20 protein-coding genes are annotated in these 24,376 nt (G+C 66.3%); 8 read left to right on the top strand and 12 right to left on the bottom strand.

Annotated elements, in window-relative coordinates; all coding sequences use genetic code 11:
- The first annotated feature begins 34 nt into the window (after nt 1-34).
- Nucleotides 35-1,987 carry a M61 family metallopeptidase gene (locus AC3WRN_RS15990; RefSeq protein ID WP_492623721.1) on the top strand — a complete coding sequence of 651 codons (1,953 nt, stop codon included), beginning with the start codon at nt 35-37 and terminating at the stop codon, nt 1,985-1,987.
- A 243-nt stretch (nt 1,988-2,230) separates the two neighbouring features.
- Entirely contained in the window at nt 2,231-3,067 is an 837-nt protein-coding gene (locus AC3WRN_RS15985; protein WP_492623720.1) for a class I SAM-dependent methyltransferase, read from the top strand.
- 10 nt (nt 3,068-3,077) lie between these two features.
- Here the strand turns inward: AC3WRN_RS15985 and AC3WRN_RS15980 are convergent, their stop codons facing one another.
- Nucleotides 3,078-4,415, bottom strand: coding sequence for an MFS transporter (locus AC3WRN_RS15980; RefSeq protein WP_492623719.1), 1,338 nt, complete (start codon nt 4,413-4,415; stop codon nt 3,078-3,080).
- 372 nt (nt 4,416-4,787) lie between these two features.
- Here AC3WRN_RS15980 and AC3WRN_RS15975 point away from each other — a divergent pair, with 372 nt between their 5' ends.
- Nucleotides 4,788-5,696, top strand: coding sequence for a DUF5996 family protein (locus AC3WRN_RS15975; RefSeq protein WP_492623718.1), 909 nt, complete (start codon nt 4,788-4,790; stop codon nt 5,694-5,696).
- Between the two features lie 137 nt (nt 5,697-5,833).
- Nucleotides 5,834-7,411 carry a M20/M25/M40 family metallo-hydrolase gene (locus AC3WRN_RS15970; protein ID WP_492623732.1) on the top strand — a complete coding sequence of 526 codons (1,578 nt, stop codon included), beginning with the start codon at nt 5,834-5,836 and terminating at the stop codon, nt 7,409-7,411.
- A gap of 82 nt (nt 7,412-7,493) precedes the next feature.
- On the opposite strand, the gene AC3WRN_RS15965 is transcribed toward AC3WRN_RS15970, so the two are convergent.
- Nucleotides 7,494-8,045 (bottom strand): peroxiredoxin, encoded by a 552-nt coding sequence (locus AC3WRN_RS15965; RefSeq protein WP_068095583.1) that lies wholly within the window; start codon nt 8,043-8,045, stop codon nt 7,494-7,496.
- A gap of 227 nt (nt 8,046-8,272) precedes the next feature.
- Between AC3WRN_RS15965 and AC3WRN_RS15960 the strand changes: the two genes are divergently transcribed.
- Nucleotides 8,273-8,659: a hypothetical protein gene (locus AC3WRN_RS15960; RefSeq protein WP_068095581.1), complete on the top strand. Its 387-nt coding sequence runs from the start codon at nt 8,273-8,275 to the stop codon at nt 8,657-8,659.
- Nucleotides 8,660-8,817: 158 nt separating this feature from the next.
- Here AC3WRN_RS15960 and AC3WRN_RS15955 read toward each other — a convergent pair whose 3' ends face one another.
- The 4 genes from AC3WRN_RS15955 to AC3WRN_RS15940 all read right to left on the bottom strand — a co-directional run bounded on the left by AC3WRN_RS15955 (nt 8,818) and on the right by AC3WRN_RS15940 (nt 12,956).
- Nucleotides 8,818-10,533, bottom strand: coding sequence for a sensor domain-containing diguanylate cyclase (locus AC3WRN_RS15955; protein WP_492623717.1), 1,716 nt, complete (start codon nt 10,531-10,533; stop codon nt 8,818-8,820).
- 77 nt (nt 10,534-10,610) lie between these two features.
- Nucleotides 10,611-10,919, bottom strand: a complete 309-nt coding sequence (locus tag AC3WRN_RS15950; protein ID WP_492623716.1) for a hypothetical protein — start codon at nt 10,917-10,919, stop codon at nt 10,611-10,613.
- Nucleotides 10,920-10,986: 67 nt separating this feature from the next.
- Nucleotides 10,987-11,814: an SAM-dependent methyltransferase gene (locus AC3WRN_RS15945; RefSeq protein WP_068095578.1), complete on the bottom strand. Its 828-nt coding sequence runs from the start codon at nt 11,812-11,814 to the stop codon at nt 10,987-10,989.
- Nucleotides 11,815-12,113: 299 nt separating this feature from the next.
- Entirely contained in the window at nt 12,114-12,956 is an 843-nt protein-coding gene (locus tag AC3WRN_RS15940; RefSeq protein ID WP_492623715.1) for a class I SAM-dependent methyltransferase, read from the bottom strand.
- Between the two features lie 191 nt (nt 12,957-13,147).
- Here AC3WRN_RS15940 and AC3WRN_RS15935 point away from each other — a divergent pair, with 191 nt between their 5' ends.
- Together AC3WRN_RS15935 and AC3WRN_RS15930 are read left to right on the top strand one after the other, a co-directional pair.
- Entirely contained in the window at nt 13,148-13,717 is a 570-nt protein-coding gene (locus AC3WRN_RS15935) for an NADPH-dependent FMN reductase (RefSeq protein WP_492623714.1), read from the top strand.
- 85 nt (nt 13,718-13,802) lie between these two features.
- Entirely contained in the window at nt 13,803-14,027 is a 225-nt protein-coding gene (locus tag AC3WRN_RS15930; RefSeq protein WP_492623713.1) for a hypothetical protein, read from the top strand.
- Nucleotides 14,028-14,104: 77 nt separating this feature from the next.
- On the opposite strand, the gene AC3WRN_RS15925 is transcribed toward AC3WRN_RS15930, so the two are convergent.
- The 6 genes from AC3WRN_RS15925 to AC3WRN_RS15900 form a co-directional block, all read right to left on the bottom strand.
- On the bottom strand, nt 14,105-17,236 hold the full coding sequence (locus AC3WRN_RS15925) for an efflux RND transporter permease subunit (protein WP_492623712.1): 3,132 nt from the start codon (nt 17,234-17,236) through the stop codon (nt 14,105-14,107).
- Complete coding sequence (locus tag AC3WRN_RS15920) at nt 17,236-18,186, bottom strand: permuted SH3 domain-containing protein (RefSeq protein WP_492623711.1); 951 nt, start codon at nt 18,184-18,186, stop codon at nt 17,236-17,238. Before AC3WRN_RS15920 ends, AC3WRN_RS15925 begins: the two co-directional genes overlap by 1 nt.
- Nucleotides 18,183-19,562 (bottom strand): TolC family protein, encoded by a 1,380-nt coding sequence (locus AC3WRN_RS15915; protein WP_492623710.1) that lies wholly within the window; start codon nt 19,560-19,562, stop codon nt 18,183-18,185. The genes AC3WRN_RS15920 and AC3WRN_RS15915 overlap by 4 nt, the downstream gene beginning before the upstream one ends.
- 29 nt (nt 19,563-19,591) lie before the next feature.
- Nucleotides 19,592-20,995, bottom strand: a complete 1,404-nt coding sequence (locus AC3WRN_RS15910; protein WP_492623709.1) for an ATP-binding protein — start codon at nt 20,993-20,995, stop codon at nt 19,592-19,594.
- Nucleotides 20,996-21,000: 5 nt separating this feature from the next.
- A complete protein-coding gene (locus AC3WRN_RS15905; RefSeq protein ID WP_492623708.1) occupies nt 21,001-21,666 on the bottom strand; it encodes a response regulator in 666 nt (221 codons plus the stop codon).
- Nucleotides 21,667-21,910: 244 nt separating this feature from the next.
- The gene (locus AC3WRN_RS15900) at nt 21,911-22,591 is read right to left on the bottom strand and encodes a cation efflux transmembrane domain-containing protein (RefSeq protein ID WP_492623707.1); all 681 of its coding nucleotides are present in this window, start codon (nt 22,589-22,591) and stop codon (nt 21,911-21,913) included.
- A 210-nt stretch (nt 22,592-22,801) separates the two neighbouring features.
- Here AC3WRN_RS15900 and AC3WRN_RS15895 point away from each other — a divergent pair, with 210 nt between their 5' ends.
- Entirely contained in the window at nt 22,802-23,854 is a 1,053-nt protein-coding gene (locus AC3WRN_RS15895; RefSeq protein WP_492623706.1) for a glycosyltransferase family 9 protein, read from the top strand.
- The last annotated feature ends 522 nt before the right edge of the window (nt 23,855-24,376 follow it).

The following is a 24,376-nucleotide window of genomic DNA, read 5'->3' as shown; positions in this document are numbered from 1 at the left end:
GGCGGCCTCTTCGTCTACTCCGCTGGAGTCCAACATGCCCCGTGCCTTTTCCGCTGCGTTGCCGGCGGCCGCGCTTCGCAAGTTTTCGCGTCTCGCCTTCGCCGTATCGCTGGCGCTCGCCGCCGGTGCCGCGGGGGCGCAGCAGGTGCGAACGGGTGACGTGCCGCCGCCGCAGGACACGCCGTATCCCGGCACGGTGGCGCTCCATGTCGATGCCCGCGACACCGCGCAGGGCATTTTCCGCGTGCACGAGTCGATCCCGGTCAAGGCCGGCGCGCTGACGCTGCTCTATCCGCAGTGGATTCCCGGCGACCACTCGCCGACCGGCCCGATCGCCATGCTCGCCGGCCTCAAGCTCAGCGCCGGCGGCAAGCCGCTGACGTGGACGCGCGACAAGTACGACGTGTACGCGTTCCACCTCGACGTGCCTGCGGGCGTCGCCAGCATCGACGCGGAGTTCCAGTACCTGTCGCCCCGCGACGGCGGGTTCGAGATCACCGACCGCATGATGGACATGGAATGGAGCAAGGTGGCGCTGTATCCGGCCGGCCATTTCACGCGCGGCATCACCTTCGCGCCCAGCGTGACGCTCGCGCATGGCTGGCAGTTCGGCACCGCGCTGGAGACGAGCTCGCAGTCGGGCGACACCGTCACCTTCAAGCCGGTGACCTTCAACAACCTGGTCGATTCGCCGGTCTACGCCGGCCAGCACTTCAAGCGCGTCGACCTCACGCCGCCCGGCGGGGCGCCCGTGCACCTGGACATCGTCGCCGACGCGCCGAAGTACCTGGAGATGACGCCCGAGCAGCTGAAGGTGCATCGCGCGCTGGCGGTGCAGGCGACCACGCTGTTCGGTTCGCACCATTACGACCACTACGACTTCCTGTTCTCGCTGTCCGACCAGTTGGGCGGCAACGGCACGGAACACCACCAGTCCAGCGAGGACGGCCTCGGCGCCGACTACTTCACCGCCTGGAACGACGCTGCGCCCGGCCGCGACCTGCTGGCGCACGAATACACCCATTCGTGGAACGGCAAGTTCCGCCGCCCGGCCGATTTGTGGACGCCCAACTTCAACGTGCCGATGGGCGATTCGCTGCTGTGGGTGTACGAGGGGCAGACGCAGTACTGGGGCTTCGTGCTCACCGCGCGCTCGGGCATGTGGTCGCCGCAGGAGTTCCGCGACGCGCTGGCGATGGTGGCGGCCAACTACGAGCGCAACCGCGCGGGTTTCGGCTGGCGCACGCTCGAGGACACCACCAACGACCCCACCGTGGCCCGCCGCTCGGGCCTGCCGTACCGCAGCTGGCAGATGAGCGAGGAGTACTACAGCGCCGGGCAGATGATGTGGCTGTCGGTGGACGCGAAGATCCGCGCGCTGACGCACGACCGCAAGTCGCTGGACGATTTCGCCCGCGCGTTCTTCGGCGTCGACAACGGCAGCTACGTCACGAAGACCTACGCCTTCGACGACGTGGTGGCGGCGCTGGACGGCGTGGCGAAGTACGACTGGGCCGGCTTCCTGCGCGCGCGCGTCGACGCGATCGGTCCCCCGCTGCTCGACGGCCTCGAAGGCACCGGCTGGAAGCTGGTCTATACCGACAAGGAGAGCGCCTACGAGAAGCAGTACAACAGCCGCCCCGAGCCGTCGCGCCACCTGTACAACTTCGCCTGGTCGATCGGCCTGACGATGGCGGACAAGGGGCGGATCAACGACGTGCGCTGGAACGGGCCGGCGTTCAAGGCCGGCGTCAGCACCGGCGCCGCCATCGTCGCGGTGAACGGCCAGGACTACAGCGACGACGTGTTGAAGAATGCGATCACCGCAGCCAAGGCGGACAAGGCGCCGATCCAGCTGCTGCTGAAGTACCAGGGCGGCTACCGCATGGTGCCGGTGGATTACCACGGCGGCCTGCAATACCCGCACCTGGTGCGCGTGGCGGGGACGCCCGACTACCTGAGCGAGATCGTCGCCGCGCGCAAGTGAGCCCGGCGGCCGTGGAGACCGCTGGATTGCCGGCTGCTATCCGCGGTCGGCAGCAGGCCCACGTGGCGCTCGGCGATATGGAAGTGGAGACCGCTGGATTGCCGGCTGCTATCCGCGGTTCCCCGGTCCGGGAAATGAGGGCGCGAGGCCGGATGTGCTGGAATGGCGGGCGTCCGCGCTCCCGCGCAGCGTTGCCGTTCCACCGGGTGGCCGGCGCCGCTCCCATCCGCCTGGAGGTCGAGCATGCCCCACCGCGTTGATCACCCCGACGGCGCGCCCTTCGCGCCGGACGACCGCCATCCATCGCCGGCCGGCGGCGACGAGCCGCGTGGTGCCTCGGCGGTGGGCCTGCACGACGCCAGGCTCAGCGGCTGGTACCGGGAAGACAGCGCGGAGCTGTTCCGCGGCGTCCCGATCGGTGCGGACGACGTGGTGGTCGATGTCGGCTGCGGCGCCGGGGTCAACAGCGTGTTCTGCGCGCGCCACGGCGCGCGGGTGGTCGCGATCGATCGCGAGGCGCAACTGGTCTACGAGGTGCGGGCCCGGCTGGCCGCGGCAGGCACGTGCGCGCATACCAGCCTGGTCAGCGACGCGAATCCGCTGCCGCTGGAGGATGGCATGGCCACGCGGGTGATCTGCACCGAAGTGCTGCAGCTCGTGGACGATCCGCGACAAGTCCTCGCCGAATTGTTCCGCGTCGGCGCCCCGGGCGCGCTGTACCTGCTGAGCGTGCCCGGTGCGCTGCAGGAGGACCTGCAGCAGCGCGTGTTGCCGCCGGAGTACCGCGAGCAGCCCGGCGGCCACCTGCGCATCATCGGCCGCGACGAGTTTGCGCAGATGGCGGGCGACGCCGGCCTGGTCGTGGTGGAGCACATCCCGTACGGATTCTTCTGGTCGATCTGGTGGGCGCTGTTCTGGGCCTGCAAGGTGGTGCTGTACGATCCCGCCCACCCGGTGCTGGATCACTGGACCGCGGCCTGGCGTGCATTGTTGGAAATGCCGCAGGGGCGGCAGCTCAAGCAGCAGCTCGACCAGTTCATGCCGATCAGCCAGGTCATCGTCGCGCGCAAGCCCGGATGAAAGCGGGCGGTCAGTCGCGATGCCCCGGGGCGGCAAGTCCCACCCGCTCGATGGCCGCCGCGCCCTTTGCGGCCAGACCCGGGCGCGTCTCCGGCATGGTCAGGAACACGGGCAGCACGGCCAGGGCGACCGCGGCGATCATGGCGCCGGGCAGGGCGGTCCATCCGGTCAGCCGGACGAAAAGCTCGGCAAGGAAGGGCGTCAGGCCGCCGAAGATCGCGGTGGCGACCGTCACGCCCAGTGCCAGGCCGCTGAGCCGGCCCTCGCCGGGGAACTGCTCGGCGGTCGCCGGGGCGCCCACCGCACTCACGCCGCCGGCGAGGCAGGCCAGCACGATCGCGCCGGCAGCGATGCGCAGCTCGCCGCCACCGGCCATCAGGCTGAACATCGACAGCGGCAGCAGCATGCCGGCGACGCCCAGCCCGATCAGCACCGGCTTGCGTCCGACCCGGTCGGAGAGCGCGCCCGCCAGCGGCGTGACCAGGATGACCGCCACCGCGGCAACGGTCGCCAGCCAGAGCGAGCGGCCTTCGGCGAGGCTGCCCGACGAGTTGAGGAACGCCGGCACATAGGTGATGCCGACGTAATAGGTGATCGAGCCCAGCGCCGAAATGGCAAAGGTCCGCAGCAGCGCAGGCCGATGCCGGGCCAGCACGTGGCGGAGCGGGGACTCGGGCACGGTGCGCTGCTTCAGCTGACGCAGGAAATCCGGCGATTCGTCCATGGTGGAGCGGGCGATCCAGACGCAGCCGGCCAGTGCCGCTCCCACGAGGAACGGAATGCGCCAGCCCCAGGCGTCGAGGCGGGCGGTGCTCATCGCGCCGACCACCAGGGCGGCGATCGCCACCGCCAACAGCGCGCCGACCTCGCTGGCGGCGGCTGCCAGCGAGGTGACCAGGCCGCGCCGGTCCGCGCGTGCCCCTTCCAGCAGGTAGGCGACCACGCCCGTGTATTCGCCGCCGACCGAGAACGCCATGAAGCAGCGCAGCAGCAACAGCAGTCCGCCCGCCGCCGGCCCGATCGCGGCATGGTCCGGCAACAGCGCCGTCGCCAGCATCGCCAGCGTCATCAGCATCATCGACAGCACCAGCGTGCGCTGCCGCCCGATGCGGTCGCCGATATGGCCGAACGCCATCGCGCCCAGCGGCCGCATGCCGTAGGCAATGGCGAAGCCGGCGAGCGTGGCCAGCAGCGAGCCGTCGCCGCCGCCGAAGAACACCCGCGACAGCACCGTGGCGAAATACAGGTAGAGCGTGAAGTCGTACCACTCCACCACCGTCGACAGCGCCGCGACCACCATGGAGGCGCGCGAGATTTCGGGGGCGCTGGGCTTTTCGGTCGGGGTCATGCCGGCAGGTTACCGGAGGCAAGGCAGGGGGCAGGCAAAATCAGAGTGCGCTTTCCCTCGAATCGCTGCTTTCCGCTGCAAGCGCCTTCTTCGACGGCAGGTCGTGCATCTGCAATCGGCCGGCCTCGCCGCCTTGCGACTGCCAAGGCGTTTGGTGGCAACGAAGGCTCCCATGGCCCGCGCCTCGCCACGGCCAGCCTGAGCCAGGCGATCCCTGAACTGATTTGCATGTTGCGCACGATACATCAGCGAAATGCGGCGTGACGGCAACGTATTCCCCGACTGCCATCGGGAAATGGCGGCAGGCCCGCCGCCCTGCCGTCGATCGGGTATCGTGAGCGTGCGCAACCGCAGACGATGGGGGTGGCGAACATGGCAATGACCGTCGAAACCCGGTGGCCCGCGCTGCCTTATGAGGCGTGGAAAGACACCTACGCGACCCTGCACATGTGGCTGCAGGTGGTCGGCAAGATCGCGCTGGCGCAGGCGCCGCCGCTCAATCACTGCTGGTCCGTGGCGCTGCGCGTGACGCCGCGGGGGCTGGCGACGCGCTCGCTGCCGCACGGCGCCCGTTCCTTCGTCATCGAGTTCGACTTCATCGACCACCAGCTGGCCGTCCGCGCCTCGGATGGCGAAACGCGGACGCTGGCACTGGCGCCGCGCAGCGTCGCCGATTTCTACCGCGAGTTGATGGCCATCCTGGGTGCGATGCGCCTGCCGGTGAGGATCTGGCCCATGGCCGTCGAGGTCGCCGAGCCGGCCCGGCTCGACCTGGACACGCAGCACCACGCCTACGATCCCGCGTACGCCAACCGCCTGTGGCGCATCCTGGTGCAGGTCGATCGGGTGTTCACCGCTTCGCAGTGCGCGTTCGTCGGCAAGAGCAGCCCCGTCAACTTCTTCTGGGGCAGTTTCGACCTGGCGGTGACGCGCTTCTCTGGTCGCCGCGCGCCGCCGCGCGAGGGGCCGGCGTTCGAGCGCGACGCGTATTCGCACGAGGTCATCAGCCACGGCTTCTGGCCCGGCAGCGGAGCGCTGCTGGAGCCCGCGTTCTATGCGTATGCAGTGCCGGAGCCGCCGGGACTGAAAGAGGCGCGCGTGCAGCCGCAGGCCGCCTATTACCATCGCCAGCTCGGCGAATTCATCCTGCCCTACGAGGCGGTGCGGCAGGCCGATGCGCCGGATGACATGATCCACGCCTTCATCGACAGCACCTACCGGCACGCCGCCGACCTGGCCAGCTGGGACCGCAGCGCACTCGATCGCCAAGCCACGGCGTAATACGGACGAGTTGCGGAACGGCGGTGGACGGACGCTTGCAGCATGACTAACGGCCCATGAGCACGAGGAGGCAGGGCGCTAGATTCGAAAATTCTTGCGTCCAACCGTGTCAGGGGAAATCTGTGATCAAGCGCTGCATGTGGGTGATGATGTGTGTGGGCGTCAGCGGCATGGCCGTAGCCCAGGAGCCGGTGGACCTGGACATGGTCAATCGCATCCGCCAGGAGGCTTTCCATCGGTCGCAGGTCGTGGACACATTCGGCCACCTGACCGAGAGCATCGGTCCGCGCCTCACCAATTCGCCGCAGATGGCCCAGGCCAATGCCTGGACCCGCGGGAAGTTCAACGACTGGGGCCTGGTCAACGTCCACGACGAGGCTTTCGACGACTTCGGCCGCGGCTGGGAATTCAGTTCCGCCAGCGTGGAAATGCTCAGCCCGCGCACGCTGCCCTTGCATGCGTTGCCCAAGGCATGGACGCCGGGCACCAACGGCCCGGTCGAGGGCGAGGTGATGGCGGTCACCATCAAGAAGCTCGCCGACCTTGAGAAATACAAGGGCAAGCTGGCGGGCAAGATCCTGCTGTTGAACGAAGCGCGCCCGTACAAGCGCGGCGTCGAAGCCGATTCGCACCGCCACGACGAGGCCGGCCTGGCCGAACTGCAGGCGTTCGCCGTGCCCAAGGACGCGGACAAGGACCGCGCCAAGCGGATCAAGCAATACACCGAGCGCCAGGAACTGGCCCGCGCCACCAACGAGTTCTTCGTCGCCGAAGGCGTGCTGGCCACCCTCGGCATCAGCGGCTGGGACAACGGCATCATCCGTGTCGGCGGCGGTGGCTCGCGCAAGGCCGGGGAATCGGTGGGCGTGCCGGAACTGGCGATGGCGGCCGAGCACTACAACCCGCTGGTGCGCGCCGTCGAGCGCAGGCAGGCGGTGAAGCTGCGGGTGAACGTGAAGGCGCGTTTCACCGACGAGACCAACCAGCCCGGTTACAACACCGTGGCCGAGATCCCGGGCAGCGGCAACAAGGCCGGCGAGATCGTCATGCTGGGTGCGCACATGGATTCCTGGCACGCCGGTACCGGCGCGGCCGACAACGCCGCCGGCGTGGCGGTGATGATGGAGGCCATGCGCATCCTCAAGGCGGTGGGCGTCAAGCCCAAGCGCACCATCCGCGTGGCGCTGTGGAGCGGCGAGGAGCAGGGCCTGATCGGTTCGCAGGCGTACGTGGCCAAGCACTTCGCCGCCTATCCGGAACCCACCGACCCCGCGCAGAAGGCGCTGCCGGCGTCGCTGCGCGAATCGACCGGTGCGTTGCAGAAGAAGCGCGATTACGACCGCTTCTCGGCCTACTTCAACATGGACAACGGTTCGGGTCGCTTCCGCGGCATCTATGCCCAGGAAAGCCTGGCGGTGATGCCGATCTTCCAAGCCTGGCTGGAGCCGTTCCACGACGTCGGCGCCACCACCGTGGTCACCCGCAACACCGGCAGCACCGACCACGTTTCCTTCGATCGGGCCGGCCTGCCGGGGTTCCAGTTCATCCAGGACCGCCTGGACTACTCCAGCAATGTCCATCACAGCGACCTGGACACCTGGGACCACGCCGAGCCGGAAGACCTGAAGCAGGCGGCGGCCATCGTCGCGTCCTTCGTCTACCACGCCGCCATGCGCGAGGAAAAACTGCCGCGCAAGCCGCTGCTGGAAGGCTGATTCCCGGCGGGCCGGCTGCACGGACGGGCCGGTCTTGCCGGCCCGTCGTCATTTCGGCAAAGGCCATCGTGGACGGTGCAGGTTAGCCCTGCTTGCCGAGTGCCTTCACCGCCTCCAGCGTCTCCTGCACGTGCTGCTTCGGGTTCAGGTTGGAATAGACGTGCACGATCTTTCCCGACGGGGCGATCACGTACGAGGTGCGGTCCGACCAGCCGGGCCGCATCGGCAGCAGCGCGTCGTAGGCCTTGGCGATCTTCGCGCCCTCATCGGCGGCGACCGGGAACTTGCCGCCGCAATGCTCGGTTTCCTTCGAGAAGGCCGCCAGCTCCGGGGTATTGCCGGCGGTGACGCCGATCACGGTGGCGTGCTGCGCCTTGAACCGGTCGATGGCCTCGGAGAACAGGTGCGCCTCCAGGTTGCAGCCCGGCGTGTGCGCGGCGGGGAAGAAGTAGACCACCACCGGGCCTTTCTTCAGGGCGTCGGCGAGCTTGAACGTGAAAGGCTGGCCGGCGAGGTAGGCCGGCGCGGAAAAGTCGGGGGCCTGGGCGCCTTCCTTCAATGCCGCAAACGCCGGCGATGCGAGGGTGGCGGTGCCGACGAGGGCGAGGGCGGCGAATTTCAACAGGGCGTTCATGGTGGTGGTTCCTCTGGCTGGGGACAGTCGATTTATACGCCAGAAGTGCCGGGGCGGGTGCCGCGACCGCCCGCGAAGTCGGGTTCGTTGCCGCGAACCCGGCGGCACGGATGGCGGCCAGGGCCGCTTTTCGCCCGGCCCAGCCGCCGGGCGGGAGTTCTGCTATGTTGGCCGCGAGGATCGTGCCTGCATGTCCGTTCGCGTCTATCCGGCGGGAGGTCAGCCACATGGGCCACAACAAGTCACGCTCGAGCGTTTCAGTCGGCCCGGTCGACTGGAGTGATCCGAGCCTGGACGCACTGCTGCAGAAGGTCGACGGCTGGCAGCTGGACAACCGCAGCAGCCAGTCGCCGCAGGATGTGCAGATCCACGTCAACTCCGGATGGACAGCCGGCTCGGTCGTCAGCAAGCCGGCGCAGCTGATCTCGATGGATGAGCAAACCATGGTGCTGGCGACCCGGTTTCCGGTTCCGCAGGGCGAGCACGTGCGCGTGGACACCCGGCGTGCGGACGGCGTGCATACCGTGTGGGCCTGGATGGTCGAAGGGCGCGAGGGTTGCCGCGTCGAGGATCGCGAACACGGCCTGTTCCTGAGCAAGCTGCGTATCGGCTGACGGCATGGCGACAAGTGCCGAAAGGCGTCGGGAACCATGCCGGCGCTCGTCGCACGCTTTGTCGCGGCCCGAGGTTTTGCCTGCCGCACGCGGTATTCGAAGCCCGGGGCCAGGCCTGGTTTGGGCGCATCTCGATTCCGCCGCCGAGGCCCGGGATTTCAGGCCTCGACCTGGTCGCCGGTTCCGGTATCGGCGATGACGCGATTGCGCCCGGCGCGCTTGGCGCGGTAAAGCGCGGCATCCGCTTCCTTGCAAAGCCGTTGCAGCCCGTAGCCGGAAGTGTCGGTGGCAGCCACGCCGACGCTGGCGGAAATCCATATGCCATGCCCGTCTTTCTCGATCGGCGTCGTGCCGATGGCAACCCGGATGCGGTCGGCGATTTCCAGGCCCTGGTCGCGCGGACACTCGTGCAGCAGGATGCCGAACTCCTCGCCGCCCAGGCGACCGAACAGGTCGGCGGGGCGCAGGTGCTGCTGGCAGATGGCGACGGCTCGCTTCAGCACGGCATCGCCCATGGCATGGCCGTGGGTGTCGTTGACCTGCTTGAAGTGGTCGAGGTCGATGGATACCAGGCAGGCGCGGCCGAGTCTCTTCTCCAGCAGGTGCAAGACACGACCGGCCCTGTTGATGAAGTGCTGGTGGTTCAGGATGCCGGTGAGCCCGTCGCAGGTGGCCATGCGCTTGAAGCGCCTCTGCGAGTGCATGGTGCGGAACAGCCAGAGTGCGATGGCGGCCAGCAGGATGATCAGCAGCGTGATGTAGAGCCGGCTGGTCTCCGCGCCCTTGACGTCCAGCGCCTGCTGCAGCTTGAGGACGCTGTTCTGCTTGCTTAGCTCTTCGGTTTCCAGCTTGCGGGTCAAAACCTGTTGCTGGACCGCTTGATAGGCCATGGTCTGTGCGGCGGCATCATCGAGCGAGCTCTTGTCCTGGACAACATAGTGCTCGTAATAGGCGAGCGCGGCCGCTGCGTTGCCGTGCCGCTTCGCGACCCGATAGAGCACCTCGTAGGCGCCCTTGAGGAAGTCGTTGATGTCGTCCGGGCCGGCCATCGCCAGGGCGGCGAGCGCCGCCTTTCGGGCATCTTCATCTTTGCCCAGCTGTTCGTACGCCTGGGCTCGCTGCACCTGCGCGGACAGCGTGTGCGGGTAGTAGTGATTGACCCGGATGTCGGGCGCTATCCGGTCGAGCAACGCCAATGCCTTGGCCGGCTGGTGCTCTTCCAGAAAGAGCGTGCCAAGGGTGAGCTGCATGGCTGTTGCCATGATGGGCTCCCGGGCCGCTTCACACGTATCGATGGCCTGCTGCAGATCCGGGCTGGAGGAGGCCAGCCGCTTGGCGTTATAGAGCGCGGCAACCAGCTTGGAGCGCGAGTAGCACGTGGTCATGCCGGGGGGAACGGTGTCCTCCATCATGTGGGCGTACTTGATCGCCAGATCCGTCTGTCCTGCCAGGTTCAACGTCTGGGACAGGTAACTGAGAACCTGGAGGCGTACCGTCTTGTCCTGGATCCGGGGCAGGACGATCGTGAGCTGTTGGGCAAGCAGGAAGGCTTCTTCGTAGCGATGAGTGACCGCCAGGTTGTTCATGAGAAGCGCCGATGCCTTGGCGGCCAGCATCAGATCACCTGAATGTTCGATCACATCGTGCAGCGGTTTTTCCGCGGCGGCGAAGTTGCCGCCCATCGAAAGCTCAAGCGCGTCGAGATAGCGCAGGTGCCATTGCTCGGCCGCGGTGAGTGCGGGCGACTCGCGATGGATCTGCGCCAGCCGTTCGGCGAACTGCCGGTGGTCCTTGATGCGCAGGTCCTCGGTCTGGTCGAGGAAGGCGCTTGCGTCGGTGATCCTGGGGGTGTCGGCGGCATGGCCTGCCTGCATCAGGGTGCAGAAAAACAGGGCCGCCAGGACGGGCCCCAGTCCTCTCCCCTGTCGGCCGGTGGGCACGGTACGGCAGGCTATGGTTTGCGCGGCGTATGTTTGTGCGGCGTACCGTGGCCGGGCTCGGGTGGACGAGTCGGCTTGTCGTCGCCGTCATGGTCGGGCTCCTCCTCCTCGTGCCCAGGCGCATTGGTGATCTGCGGCACCTGGTTCGGCTTGTGTCCGAACTCTTCAGACAGAGGCGCGCTGTTGCCGGCGGCGACGGCGGACTTCAGGGCTGCGGACGCCTTCGCCTGTTCGAGAATCGGCGCAAGCTCGTCGGCGGATGCGTGGCGTAGCGTGGCGTTCCGGCCAATGGCTTCCAGAAGTTCAATCGTGTCCGACATGTTTTCCCCCTGTTTCCCACGGTCCCCAAGTATCCGTTTCGTGAGCGCTGCGGACGGCCGCAGTGCGTCAGGCGATGGAGGCTTCCCTGTCCAGCGCTGCCAGCCGCTCGCGCATGGCTGTATTCTGCTTCAAGGGCGCGCCGGGCGGTAGCACTACCGTCTCCTCGGCAGTCAGTTCGGCGCCGGGCAGGTCGCGCAGCGCCATGCGGCGGACCCGCGGCTGCTGGATCGGCAAGGTGGCGCCGCGATAGACGATCACTTCGTGGTCGAGCGGGTAGTCCGCGCTCAGCACGTCCACCAGCGCCTGCCGGTAGGCCGGCCCGGTGGAAAAGCGCTTCAAGGACAGATCACCCACCAGTCCCACCTGCCACAGCACCAGATAGCCGGCCGGATCAATCCGCCGTTCATAGAAAAGCAGCTGGCTGGCCTCGAAATGCTGGCAGCCGAAGCGGCCCGGGTCGATCCCCAGGTCGGCGTAGAGACAGTCTTCGGCGGAAATGCCCGGCTCCATGTGCGCCATGAAACCTTCCGCGCGGGCTACCTCGATGGCCTTGTGCGGCGACCAGGCGAAGACGCCGGGATGGCCGTAGAACACGCCGCAGACGTTCTTGCCGGCACGCACCTCGGCCATCATCAACTCGACCCATTGCCGGTACGTGACCATCCTCGACTTGCCCTCCGCGTAGTAGGGCTGCAGGCTGCGCACGTCCGGGTGCATGCGCTGCAGCCACAGCTCCACGATGCCGTCGGAGAGCGCCGCGAACACCACGTCCGCCTGTTCGATATGGCTGCGTGCCAGCGGGCTGAGGTGGGAGCCGAGGGTCATGCCCATGCCGACGCATGCCAGGCGGCCGCGCCGGATTTCTTTCGGTGACGCGATGGTCGATGTGTCCATGCGCTTGATGGTAGGGCAATTTCCGAGACCTGGCGCATCGGCAGACACACGGCAAGGCAGGCGGTAGAGTGGGTCGGTACGTGTTTGACGGGCTCCCTGCAGGCATGGATTCGGCGGGCAAGGCATGGCCTCCGCCAAGCGGCGAGGACGAGGGTGCAGAGCGCATCGACTCGGTCGGCACGATGGCGGGGGTGGCATTGACGAATTCCCAGCCGGCCTCGATGAATGGCACGCGCCGGCCACGATCATGCCGGTCGGCCTCACGATGCAGGCCCTCCACGCGGCGCAGCCCGGTTGCGTCAGCGCCGCGTGGCCAGCACGCCATCCAGCGCCAGCTCTGCCTTGAAGCCCGCTTTCTCCAGCCGCCTGGCCACTTCGCGCGGCACGTCGCGACCGCTGGTGAGCTTGTTCGGGCTGCCGGTGTAGTGGAACAGGCGGCCGCCGCGACGCAGCACGCGGGCCAGCTGGCCGTAGAACGCCTGCGCGTACAGCTCGCCGGCGATGCCGAAGCGCGGCGGGTCGTGCAGCAGCGCATCCACCGACGCATCGGCGAGCTGCGCAATGGCCTGCGCGACGTCCGCGTGCTCGAGTCGCAGGCGGCCGCCGTTTTCCGCCGCGTCAGGGTCGGGCGACCACGGGTTGAGCGTGCGCAGCCACAGCACGTCGGGGTTCTTTTCGAGCGAGTGGATGCGCGCCGCGCCGGCCTCCAGGCAGCAGGCGGCGAAGTAGCCCAGGCCACCGCAGGTATCCAGCACCACCTTGCCGCGCGACTCGACCAGCGCCACCTTGCGGCGCGCGTCCACAAGCGGCGATTCCTTCGCGGTGGGCAGCATCTTGATGCCATCGATCTCGAAGGTAGGCGCGCCCCATTCGGTGGGCACCAGCTTGATCAGCGAGCCGGAGAAACGCGCCACCGGCGCGAACCCGTCGCCGTCCCAGTAGTGGATCGTGCGGTCCTTCAGCGTGGACGGATACGGATAGCGCCGGCTTCGCCACAGCCAGTCGTCCGCCTGCAGCGATGCCTTGCCGTTCGAGACCCCCAGGTCCAGCGAGCCGCTCCATTCGCCCGCGCCGGCATCACGCGCGGCCAGCAACGATGCGGCGATGAGGCGCGTAAGCAGGGGGCCGGAGTAATGCGACACGATCGGGGAATCTCCTGGAGCAGCGGCGAGGGGAGGGCATCGTAACCCGGCCACCCGTCGGCATGGCGGGCGACAGTTCTTTCACCCGAGCCGACCTTGCGGGGCGAGCCGGTCCGTTCGCCATCCGGTGCGCAGCCATTTCCGCGCTACCCTTGCCGCTCCTGTCGCCGTCGCCGCTTCGGAGGTGAAACATGACCGTTCTGGTGGGGTTTTCCGGCAGCCTGCGCAAAGGCTCGTTCAATACCGCGCTGCTGCACGCCGCGGCGGCGGCGATGCCCGCCGGCAGCCGGCTGGAGATCATGTCGATCGCCGCGTTCCCGCTGTACAACGGCGACGATGAAGCAGCGTACGGCATTCCGGCCGAGGTCGCCGCGCTCAAGGAGGCGATCGCTGCGGCTGACGGCCTGCTGATCGCCACGCCCGAATACAACAACAGCATTCCCGGCGTGACCAAGAATGCGCTGGACTGGCTGACGCGGCCGCCGGCCGACATCCCGCGCGTGTTCGCCGGCAAGCCGGTGGCGCTGATGGGCGCATCCCCCGGCGGCTTCGGCACCATCCTGTCGCAGAACGCCTGGTTGCCGGTGCTGCGCACGCTCGGCACGGAGCTGTGGAGCGGCGGCCGCCTGCTGGTGTCGCGCGCGGGCGGCGTGTTCGATGCCGATGGCGCCATCACCGACGCGCGCACCAGCGACCTGCTGCGCGGGTTCGTGGAAGGCTTCGTCGCGTTCGCGCAAGACGGGCCGACGAGGCATCCGTGACGTCGGCGGCTGCGAAAACGCAGTGAACAGGCTCCGGGGGTAGCCCGTCGAATCCGGCTCGTCCGCTTGCACGCGCGGTGGTGCCTTGTCCCATGAAGTCGAAGGCATGAATCCGGCGTTGCGGATCACCGGTCGCAGCAGTTCGCATTTCACCCGCCTGGCGCACCTGGATCTCGCGCACCGTCATGGCGCGCGCATACCGCGGCAGGATCTTGTCGTCGAAGCACTCCAGCGAGCCTCGCGCTTGGGGACCAGCCGCAAAATCCGGAACACGCCCCGGGTCTTCCACGAGTTCTTCCTTCGTCGATAGTCCGGCAAATCGTCTGGCCTGCGGCAGCGTCGCGATGAGGAACATGGGGCCGCCCAGCACTTTTTCTAAACGATGCTTCATGAATCCACGGGGCCGCCGGGGGCTGGCAACAGCTCGGCTTGGTCTGCATCGGGCGGGGTAGCGGCCATTCGCAGGTAGCGCAGCGACAACGCCGGCATCACCAACAAGTTGAGCAGGGTCGAGGTGATCAACCCACCCAGGATCACGATGGCCATGGGTCCTTCGACCTCGCGTCCCGCCTCGCCGTTGCCCAGGGCCAGGGGCAACAAGCCCAGGCCGGTCACCAGCGCGGTCATCAGGATCGGCGTCAGCCGCTCGCGCGCACCGCGCATGGCGGTGAAGCGATTCCAATGCGCCCCTTCTTCCAGCACCAGATGCTCGTAGTGCGAGATCAGCATGATGGTGTTGCGCGCGGAGATGCCGAAGAGCGTCACCAGACCCACCAGCGCCCCGATCGACAGCACGCTGCCCATGGTTGCGGCGGCGGCCACGCCGCCGACCAGGGCAAAGGGCACGTTGACGAGGATCAGCCCCACGCTGCGACGATCGGGAAACGCCATGAACAACAGCGCGATGATGCCGGCGCCGGCCAGGGCCGCATGCCATTCGAGCGCGTGGCGTGCCTGCAGCGTTCCTTCCGCGGCTCCGTGATATTCCAGGTAGTAACCGGTCGGTGGATCGAGCTGTTGAGCAAGCGCGGCACGCGCCTGATCCACGAATCCCACCACATCGGGGTTGGTGGGCCGCACGGCGATCACCATGCGCCTGCGCCCGCCTTCATGCGAGATGGTCGCGCGCCCCTGCACCAGATCGATATCAGCGACGGCCGCCAGAGGTACGCTCTTGCCTGACGGCGTGCGCAGCAGAAGGCGGCCAATCGTTTCCGGGTCTTGCCGGGACGCCTGATCGAGCACGACACGCACGCCGATCGCCTGTACGCCATCGTAGGTTTCCGTGGCGATGATGCCTTGGTAGGCCATCGCAACCGCATCCAGGACATCGGTCATGCGCATGCCGTAGCGGGCAATCCGGACGGGATCGGGGTGGATCCGCATCGTCGGCACCGCCGGCGTGGCGGAAAGGTGCACCGAGCCCGCGCCCGGTATGGTGTTCAGGATATCGACGGCGCGCGTGGAAAGCGCGTCGAGTTCGTCGAGGTCGGGACCGTAGAGGCTGATGGCCACCGGCGCCGTTTCACCGGACAGCGTCTCACCGATGCGATCGCCGAGAAAAGTGACCACATCGGCGGTGAGGCCAGGATGGGAACTCACCACCTTCCGCAGCGACGCTTCGATGCGCAGTTGCTCATGCGCCGAGAGCTTGGGAGCCAACTCGACATGAAGTTCACCGCGATTGGTAGGCCAGGTATCCACTACCGCCTCCGCACGTCCCGCCATGAGCGCCGCGGTGCGCACGCCATCGATCTTGAGGACATCCTTGCTGAGCCGTGTGCCCAGCCGGGTCATCTCTGCGAGCGATGTGCCGGGAGGCGCCGTGATCTGGACGACGTAGTGGCCTTCCCGAAAGGTGGGCAAAAGTTGTGAACCGAACAGCCAGAGTGAGCCGATGGCGGCGATGCCCAGCAGCGCCGAGACTGCCAACAGCAAGCGAGGCCTCGGCATGGCCCAGCGCATGCCTCCGTGCTGGATGAGCTTGACGCGCTTGAGCCAATGCGGTTCGTGGTGACGCGCTTCGGGCTTGAGCAGCAGCATGCACAGCGCCGGGGTCACGGTCAGCGCCACCAGCAGCGACGCGAAGGTCGCCAGCAGGAACGCGCCGGCCATCGGCGCGAAGAAGCTGCCTTGCAGGCCCGGCAATAGCAGGATCGGAACAAACACCAATCCCACCACCAGGGTCGCCAGTACCACCGGGCGACGAACTTCGATCGATGCCGCCAGAATGATGATGGCGCGCGGTCCTGATGGGCCGGCCTGACGCAGGCGCCGCATGATGTTTTCCACATCAATGATGGCATCGTCGACGACGACGCCCAGCGCCACCGCCAAGCCGCCCAGGGTCATGGTGTTGATCGTCCACCCCATCCGCTCCATCACCAAGGTGGCGATCGCCAAGGACAAGGGAATGCTGACGAACGAAATCAGCGCCGTGCGCCAGTCGCGCAGAAACACGAGCAGTACCACCAGCACCAAGACGGCGCCGAACAGCAGCGCGTCGCGCATGTGGTTCAGTGCGACCTGGATGAAGCTGGCGGGTCGTTGCAGCTGCGGATAGACCGTCACGCCCTCTGCCTTCAGCAGGGGGCGCAAACCGTCCAGGGCCTTTTCGACGGCGCGCGTCACTTCCAGCGTGTTGGCGCCGTATTGGCTGGTCAGCAACGAGACGACGCCGGGGCGCCCTTGAATCAGCGCATCACCAAACGCCGGCGCCGCACCCTCCGTCACGGTCGCCACATCGCCCAGCGTGATGTTGCGGCCCATTCGTTGCGTGATGACCGTGCGCGCGAGCTCGGCCGCCTGGTGCACCGTGCCGCTCGTTTCCACGATCACGCGCTGGCTCGGCGTATCGATGTACCCGGCGCCACGCACGCCCGTGGCGGCCGCGGCGGCCAGCCGCACATCCTCCAGCGTCAATCCGAACGTGGCCAGTTGCGCTGGCTTCACATGAATCTGCAGCTCACGAACGCCACCGCCAAAATTGGCTACCCCAGCCACACCGGAGACGGCGAGCAGGCGGGGTTTGACGGACCAATCGATCAACGAACGCAAAGCCACCGGGTCAAGGCGGTCGCTGACGAAGCCGATCTTCAGCAAGTCCATGGTCGAGGACGTCATGGGGCTGATGCGAGGCGCTTGAACACCTTGGGGCAATCCGGCCGCGGCTTCGCTCACGCGTTCACTGAGCATCTGCCGGTCAAGAAAGGGGTCGCTGCCCTCCTCGAACAGGACGGTAATGACCGACAAGCCCTGGATGGACTGCGAGCGAACCGTGATGACGTTGGTGCCGCCGTTGATCGCGTTTTCCATGCGCTGGGTAACCAGCTGCTCCACCTGGGTCGCGGAAAAACCCGGTGCTTCGACTTGGACGGATGCCTGTGGCGGGACGAATTCCGGGAACACGTCGTACTTCGCCCCGCTGAGACTCCCTACGCCGATAGCGAGAAGCAAAAGCCCCAGCAACGCGACCCAGACCGGCCAGCGCAGCGCGCTTCGAATGATGGCAGCAAGCATCAGTCGTCATCCTGGTCGCCGGGTGGCGCTTTCTTCTTTGGAGCTTCGTCTCCGGCGGCATCCATCGCCATCAATGCGTTGGCACCGGCGGTGACGACGCGTTCACCCGCTTTGAACGGTGCACCGACCAGCCACCCCGTGTCCAACGCCTGCGACATGGAGATGGCGCGACGTTCGAAATGCGTGGCGTCCACCATCACGAAGACCCACGCCAGCCCGTTCCAACGGATGATGGCGGCCCTCGGTACGACGACGCCGGTATGGCGGTGGCCTTCGTCTTCCAGTACGCCCGTTAAAGCCATGCCGGGAACGAGGACGTCGCTCGACGCCTCGAGTAGCCAGTCCCTTCCCAGGCTCGAGACGCTGCTTGGCAACGGCCCAAGCACACTCGCCTGCAAAGAGGCGCCATCCGGCAAAGTGATGCGCGCCGCCGTGGGCTTCCAGGACGCCCCCCCCAGGGTGAGCGGCTGCGCGCGAATGAGAACGACACGGCCGCCCACCACCGACTTCACGACTTGCTGCAACGAGGCGTCGTCCATCGACGCCAGGGCATCGCCCCATTCCAGCCGCAGCTGGGATCGCAACTGGCGCCAATGCGCCTGGTCCGCCGCGGCCTGCGCGCGGGCGGCTTCGGCATTTTTACGCGAAATGTTGCCGTCGGCTTTCAGGAGTGCCTCGGATCGCTGGCTTTCCGCCGTCGATGCGTTGACCGCCGCGTGCGACGCGATCAGTTCATCCGCCAACTTCGCCAGGGGAGCAGGATCGAGCACCGCGATGGCCACATCGATCGATTGCGGAACGTCACGGGTGGCCAGCGTGGCCGTGGCAAGGCCAAGGCTGATTTGTGCCGTGCGATCGAGTTCGGTGGTGCGCGTTGCCGCAACACCGCTCGTCGCCAGTGCCCCTACCAGCACGCTGGCAAGGCACGCTTGCCGATAGAAACTTCTCATGGATGGCTTCCTGGTATGGCCTGAAATGACGTGACTTCGGCCCCATCAAGGGGTGTACGCAGCGCGTCTTCAAGAGCACCCAGCGCTTGCTGGGCCTGCGCGAGCGTGACAAGTTCGGTCTGCGCCGCCGCCAGGGCGGCCAGCTGGGCATTGAGCACAGCAATGCGATCCTCGGCGCCAAGGACTTTGGCCTGCCTGGCCTGATCGGCGGCGCGACTGGCAAGCTGATGCTCCTGGGTAGCCGCATGCAAGCCATGCAAGGCAACCTCCAACTGTGCTGATGACTGATCGATCTCTTTGCCGATGTCGGCCTGCACGACCTCGACGTGCTTGCCTGCCATTTCGCGGCGCGCTTTCGCCTCGGCAATCGGGCCTTGGTTCTGGTCGAAAATCGGCAGGCTGGTGTTGAACCCAAACGTCAGTTTGCGCATGCCGTGGTCGTAGGTATAGCCAGGTCCCAGTGAGACCTGCGGATATTGCGCGCGTATTTGCTGATGCAGCTCGGTCTCCCGTGTGTCGTATTCCACCAGCGCGCGCTCCAGATCGGCGCGCGACAACAACGCCTGATCGGCCCATTGCTTCCGTTGTGCCGATGGCGGCGCGACCGGTTGATCGAGGCCATCCCACTCTAACGGCACGTCTTTCAGGGCACTGGCCTGCACGCCGATGGTGCGTGCCAGACGCGCTTGCGCGTCGACGACGCGTTGAGCCGCCACGGCTTCATCGCGCCGCGCCTGTGCCAACGTACGTGCGGCCTGCAGGCGTTCGCTGGGTGACGATTCACCCAGTTGGTAGCGCTGGGCAAAAGACTGTTCCAACTGCATGGCGGCGTCGACCGTCTGCCTCGCGACGGACTCTTGCCGTTGGCCCAGCATCAGGTCGGCCAGGGCGATGCGTATGTCGCGCCAGACCGCCCACACCTTTTCCGCGTAGTCGAGACGCGCTGCACGGACGCCGGCATTCGCCGCGTCTTCGCGCAACTTGCGCCTCAGCGTCCCATCGATCAGCCAGTCGGTGCTCACCCCCCACAACCAGGGTGCGCTGCCCGCCTGTGCCTGGGTAAAACGCTCCAGGGCAAGCCCCACTTTTGGATTGGGTAACGCACGCGCCGTGGTAACGGCCGCGACGGATTGAGCCATCTGTGCTCGGGATTCGGCCAGGTCGGGATTGAGCGCGAGCGCGACAGCGAACAATTCGGCCCGGCCATAGGACGCTGGGGGCCATTGGCCGGCGTCACGCGGTGGCAGGAACGGCTTCACCGTGGCGGCCAGCGACGGATCGTCCAGGCGGTGCGCTTGCCAATGGGCGCGCAGGGCGGCGGGGTCGATGGGGCGCGATTGGTAAGCAGCGCAGCCACAGAGTGCAAGGGTCGCCATGCAAAGGAAAGTTTTCGCAACGGCCCACGTCATGAGGAACCCTCGGCTTGGGGGACAGGAATACTCACGCGCACGAGAAGGCCGTGGTCGAAGGCGGAATCCAGCAGCTCGATCGACGCGTCATGCAATTGCGCAGCACGTTGCACGATGGAGAGTCCCAATCCATAGCCGTCGCCACGCTCGGACGGTTCGCGGTGGAAACGCGTAAACACGGCTGCGCGGCGATCCGCTGGGATGCCGGGCCCGTCGTCCATCACGTCGATGAGGGTGGAGTGCGTCCCTCGGGTCAGACACACCACCACTTGCCCACCCGCAGAGACATGGCGCAGCGCGTTCTCGATCAGGTTGCGCAACAGTGCGATCAAGGCCACTTCGTAGCCGTTCACATACAATGCCACCGATCCGCCCACAAGGCTCAATTCGACGCCGCTCGCTTCGATCTGCGGGGCCAGTTCTTCAATGACGCCGGTGGCCATGGCCATGAGATCGATTTTGGCGCTGCCTGCCGAGGCAGCACCCGCCTCCACGCGCGCCAGCGCCAGCAACTGATCGACGCGGCGACTCAACTCGGTCAAACCTTGTTGTGCGCTGACAAACGAAGGTGACACAAAACGGGGATCGCCCGAGGCAAGGGCATTCTCCATATGCAGCATGGTGGCGGCCAGTGGGGTGCGCAGTTCGTGTGCCACATCGGCGCTGAACCGACGCTCCCGTTCCAGGGCGTCTACGGATCGATCGAGCATCGTGTTGAGGCCGGAGAGCACGGGTTGCAACTCGCGGGGGGCCGGCTGCAGGGTCATCGGTGTACGGTCGCCGGGTTCGCGTCGTTTCAGGACGCGGGCCAGGGTCTCAAGCGGGCGCAGGCCGCGGCGAACGGCCCAGGCCATCAAGAAGGCCAACAGGGGCAACCCGAGTGTCAACGGAACGATGTACTGCGCCTTGAGTGTCTGCTCTATCTCCTGGCGGCTATCTTGCCGTTCGCCGACTCGAATGGTGAGGTTGCCCGTCGCTTCCCTCAACGTGAACATGCGCCAGGCTTCGCCATCCACCTGAATGTCTTCGAACGTGTTTGAAGGCCTGGACGGCAGGGATGGCGTCGCAAAATTGGTGGTGGCCAGCTTGATCTTTCCCGCCGCGTCGACCACCTGAAAACCCACCTCGGGCTCACAGCTGGTCCCTTGCACCGGACAACGATGGCCGTGGGTGCCCACGACGGGCACCCGTGTATTGGAATCGATGCCGTCACCGCGCAAAGCATCAATCCCCGCATGGCGGATCAATACATCGAGCGTCCGTGCGGACTGCGCCAGGCGCCCATCGGAAAGCTCGTTCATTTCCTGCAAGGTGCGGTGATAGCTCAGTACGGCCATGGGCAGCAGCACGGCGACCATCACGGCGATGATCAACCAGCCCAGGTGCGCCCGCAGGCTCATGGAAGTCATTGTGGTTCACGCACGATCATGTAGCCGACGCCACGTACCGTTCTGATCAGTTCGGGGCTCAGCTTGCGCCGAAGCGCGTGGATCTTGACCTCCAGCGCATTGCTTTCGACGCCGCCTTCCAATCCGTAGAGAGCGGTCTCCAGCGCTTCGCGCCGAACGATGCGACCCGCACGCTCCATCAACAGCCTCAGCAACGCAAGCTCACGGCGTGCCAAGGGGATGCGATGACCTCGAAATTCGGCTTCATTGGTACCCAGGTCAAGCCACAGGTCGCCGGCCTGGATGCGATTGTCGGCCAAGCCATGCATACGCCGGGTCAGCGAGCGGATGCGTGCGCCCAACTCGTCGAGATGAAACGGTTTCACCAGGTAGTCGTCAGCGCCCGCATCGAGCCCGCGAATGCGCTCTTCCAAGGTGTCGCGCGCCGTGATGATCAGGACAGGTGTCTTTACGTGGGCGCGACGCACCTCGGCGAGCACGTCCAGGCCATCCTTGCCGGGAATCCCCAGATCGAGCAGCACGAGATCCGCGATCTCATCGCGCATCGCGGCCGCCGCCAGGCGGCCGTCGCGCAACCAGGTGACGGCGTGTGACCAGCGGGTCAAGGCTTGCTCGATGGCCTGCCCGAGCGATTCGTCATCCTCGACCAGAATCACGTGCATGACCGGCCTCCCAAAAAGGATCTGGCGGCATGGCGAAACGAACGTCGAATGGGGGCAGGGGGAAGCATGTCCTCGACATCTTGTTTGTCACACCTTACATTTTTCTTAAGTCCGAGGCGGCACCACCGTCATGGCATGGGAGGGGAACGCCAACGGATCCGTTTGAGCCTGCCGCCAGCCAGCGGCTCCGCGCCAACCCGGGTGCCGCCGAACGGTTGTCCGCGCCCGCTTGCCGTGTTCCTTTTCAGGGCGTGGCTTCCGTGGCCGATCGATGCTCATCGCGTGCTGCGGTCCAGACTTCGCGTGCCGCATCGGCATTCACGGCCATGATGCCAAGTCCAACGATGAGATCGGGCCACGCGGACGGGTGGACCCTGGTCACCAGTGCGGCAACCACGATCGCCACATTGGCGAATACGTCATTGCGCGCGGAAAGGAAGGCGGCACGCGTCAAGCTCCCGCGATGGCTTCGATAACGCGTCAGCATCAGCGCACAGGCGAGGTTCACCAGCATCGCACCCAAGGCAGTCATCGACAACGGCAGCGGCGCGGGAGGGATAGGCGCCTGGAATTTGCCCCAGGCGGCCCAGAGCGTCGCCAGCGCCGGAACAAGCAGGATCCCGGCCAGCGCCATGCCTACGCGGGAGCGTGCCTTCAGCGACCAGGCAAAGGCGGCCCAGATAAGCAGGTTCACCGAGGCGTCTTCCAGAAAGTCGACGCTATCGGCGAACAGGGAAACGGAGCCGATGCCCATGGCTACAGCGAACTCAATACCGAAATAACCCAGGTTGAGCAGCGCCACGACGAGGACGATACGGCGGAGAGAGGCATACGCCTCGGCGTCAAGGACAGGTGGCGTCACATGGATTCCTGCGGGCGGATGGCTTTTCAGATCGTAGCCTGATCCTGCGGGGGACGCGTCCACAAGCCGGTCATTGGCGCCCAGTCACATCGGGCGAAAGCGAGCCTCCTTTCATGCGGTAATAAAACCATAAGGCTGGGCACCAATCATGCCGATACCGAATGGCCTTTGCTGGTTGAGATGACTCGTTCTTTGCCCCGTGCGCACGAAATGCGGCCCCACGCTCCTTCGGTGGACTTCCGTCATCGAGTGGTGGCCAGGGTGTTTGGCCGCTTGATCCGGTCGGTCGAACGCGACCTATGCGCTCCGGGAGCCTTGCCGACACGCGGGATCCATCGCGTTCTGGTATGTCGACCCAACCACCGCCTGGGCAATGCCGTCCTGATCAGCCCACTGATCGCCGAGCTTGAAAAAAACTATCCGGGTGCGGAGATCGACATCGTGACGGGCGGTCGTGCCGCCGAGTCGCTGTTCTCGACACGCTTCAACGTGCGCAGCGTCGTCTGCCTTCCGCGGCGGGTTGCCCGACATCTGTGGACGACCATGAGCCTGCTCAGGCAACTGCGACTGTCGTCCTATGATCTGGCGATCGACGCCTGCATCGGCTCGCAATCCGGGCGCCTGCTGCTTGCTTGGGTTCGCGCTCGTTACAAGGTCGGATTCCCGGCATCCTCATGGAATGGCGACCAGGTGAACGGGGCCGATCCTTCATGTCCGGAGCACATGGCGAAGCGAAGCGTATTCCTTCTGCGCCGGGCCCTTGGCAGGCATGTCGAACCTGCCTATCCACCCATGGATATCAGGCTCAGTGACGTCGAACGGGCCCGAGGCCGGGAAGCGCTCACGGCCATCCTGGGGCAGGCGGCGTCGGAGCGCGGGAAAAAGGTCGTGGGCGTGTTCGCGAACGCCACCGGCGCCAAGCGCTATGACGAGCATTGGTGGCAACTGTTCCTGATTGCGCTTCAGCTGCGCCGCCCGGACATCGTCGTGGTCGACGTTCTCGCCGAGCATGGCACTTCGCAGCTGAGGGGCGGTTTCGCCTCGTTCTACACCCGCGATGTGCGCAAGCTCGCTGCCGTCATCGCCAATATGGACGGCTTCATCAGTGCAGACTGTGGAGTCATGCACGTTGCCACGGCCAGTGGCACGCCTACCTATGGCCTGTTTTCGGTCACTGATGAAGCGAAATACGCACCGTACGGATGCGGCAGTGCCGGAATCAGCACGCGAAATCTCGGCGCTACCGAGGTGGCGGCGGCCGTTGAATGGCTTTTTTCCGGCGTATGTTGCGTGGAGGCCACGTGCGCCAGCACGGCAGACGCATGACGGTGCGCCAGGTCGCTTTGAACTTGTCCGGAACGAATGCGTCAGTCGCCTGTCGGAGTGGCACCGGGGCGTGAACAACCAAGTCGCCGGACACGCCGCACCATGACGAGAGCGCCCCGCCATGTTCCCCAGGGCCTCTCGTAAACGAATTCGCCGCGGGCAAGCCGGAAGGCCTTGCCATCAGGCAGCGCGCTCACCCGGTACGGGACATGCCGGCGGCCAGCGCGGCGGCGGTTTTCCCCGAGTGAGGTGTCCGGCCTGCCGTTGCGGCGGCGGTTCGTCTTGCCTTTGTACCGGCGCGCCCGGCGTGCGATCCATGTCGGAGTAAAGTGCATCGACCGGGCGGACGTGTCGCGGGCCGAGGGGCACCGTCGGCGGCATGGAGATCGCGCGGTTCATCTGTGCGGGAGCGATGGCATGCCCCTTTGCCTGTGCACGTCATGGACGGGTTCTACCCCGTTAACGCGGACACTTCTAAGAAGACCGATCATGGTCAAAAAGGAGTGTCATGTCCAAGCGAAG

This window comes from Rhodanobacter sp. FW101-FHT13A11 (assembly GCF_058790335.1).
The sequence above is the reverse complement of the archived record's forward strand: the minus strand, read 5'-3'. Positions and strand labels throughout refer to the sequence as shown.

Bases quoted from the DNA above. Each gene is read 5' to 3' on its own strand.
- AC3WRN_RS15915 (WP_492623710.1), bottom strand. From the start codon at position 19,562: ATGGCGACCCTTGCACTCTGTGGCTGCGCTGCTTACCAATCGCGCCCC.
- AC3WRN_RS15905 (WP_492623708.1), bottom strand. From the start codon at position 21,666: ATGCACGTGATTCTGGTCGAGGATGACGAATCGCTCGGGCAGGCCATC.
- AC3WRN_RS15920 (WP_492623711.1), bottom strand. From the start codon at position 18,186: ATGAGAAGTTTCTATCGGCAAGCGTGCCTTGCCAGCGTGCTGGTAGGG.
- AC3WRN_RS15970 (WP_492623732.1), top strand. From the start codon at position 5,834: ATGTGGGTGATGATGTGTGTGGGCGTCAGCGGCATGGCCGTAGCCCAG.
- AC3WRN_RS15955 (WP_492623717.1), bottom strand. From the start codon at position 10,533: ATGCAGGCAGGCCATGCCGCCGACACCCCCAGGATCACCGACGCAAGC.
- AC3WRN_RS15960 (WP_068095581.1), top strand. From the start codon at position 8,273: ATGGGCCACAACAAGTCACGCTCGAGCGTTTCAGTCGGCCCGGTCGAC.
- AC3WRN_RS15950 (WP_492623716.1), bottom strand. From the start codon at position 10,919: ATGTCGGACACGATTGAACTTCTGGAAGCCATTGGCCGGAACGCCACG.
- AC3WRN_RS15910 (WP_492623709.1), bottom strand. From the start codon at position 20,995: ATGAGCCTGCGGGCGCACCTGGGCTGGTTGATCATCGCCGTGATGGTC.
- AC3WRN_RS15965 (WP_068095583.1), bottom strand. From the start codon at position 8,045: ATGAACGCCCTGTTGAAATTCGCCGCCCTCGCCCTCGTCGGCACCGCC.
- AC3WRN_RS15975 (WP_492623718.1), top strand. From the start codon at position 4,788: ATGGCAATGACCGTCGAAACCCGGTGGCCCGCGCTGCCTTATGAGGCG.
- AC3WRN_RS15990 (WP_492623721.1), top strand. From the start codon at position 35: ATGCCCCGTGCCTTTTCCGCTGCGTTGCCGGCGGCCGCGCTTCGCAAG.
- AC3WRN_RS15985 (WP_492623720.1), top strand. From the start codon at position 2,231: ATGCCCCACCGCGTTGATCACCCCGACGGCGCGCCCTTCGCGCCGGAC.
- AC3WRN_RS15925 (WP_492623712.1), bottom strand. From the start codon at position 17,236: ATGCTTGCTGCCATCATTCGAAGCGCGCTGCGCTGGCCGGTCTGGGTC.
- AC3WRN_RS15935 (WP_492623714.1), top strand. From the start codon at position 13,148: ATGACCGTTCTGGTGGGGTTTTCCGGCAGCCTGCGCAAAGGCTCGTTC.
- AC3WRN_RS15980 (WP_492623719.1), bottom strand. From the start codon at position 4,415: ATGACCCCGACCGAAAAGCCCAGCGCCCCCGAAATCTCGCGCGCCTCC.
- AC3WRN_RS15945 (WP_068095578.1), bottom strand. From the start codon at position 11,814: ATGGACACATCGACCATCGCGTCACCGAAAGAAATCCGGCGCGGCCGC.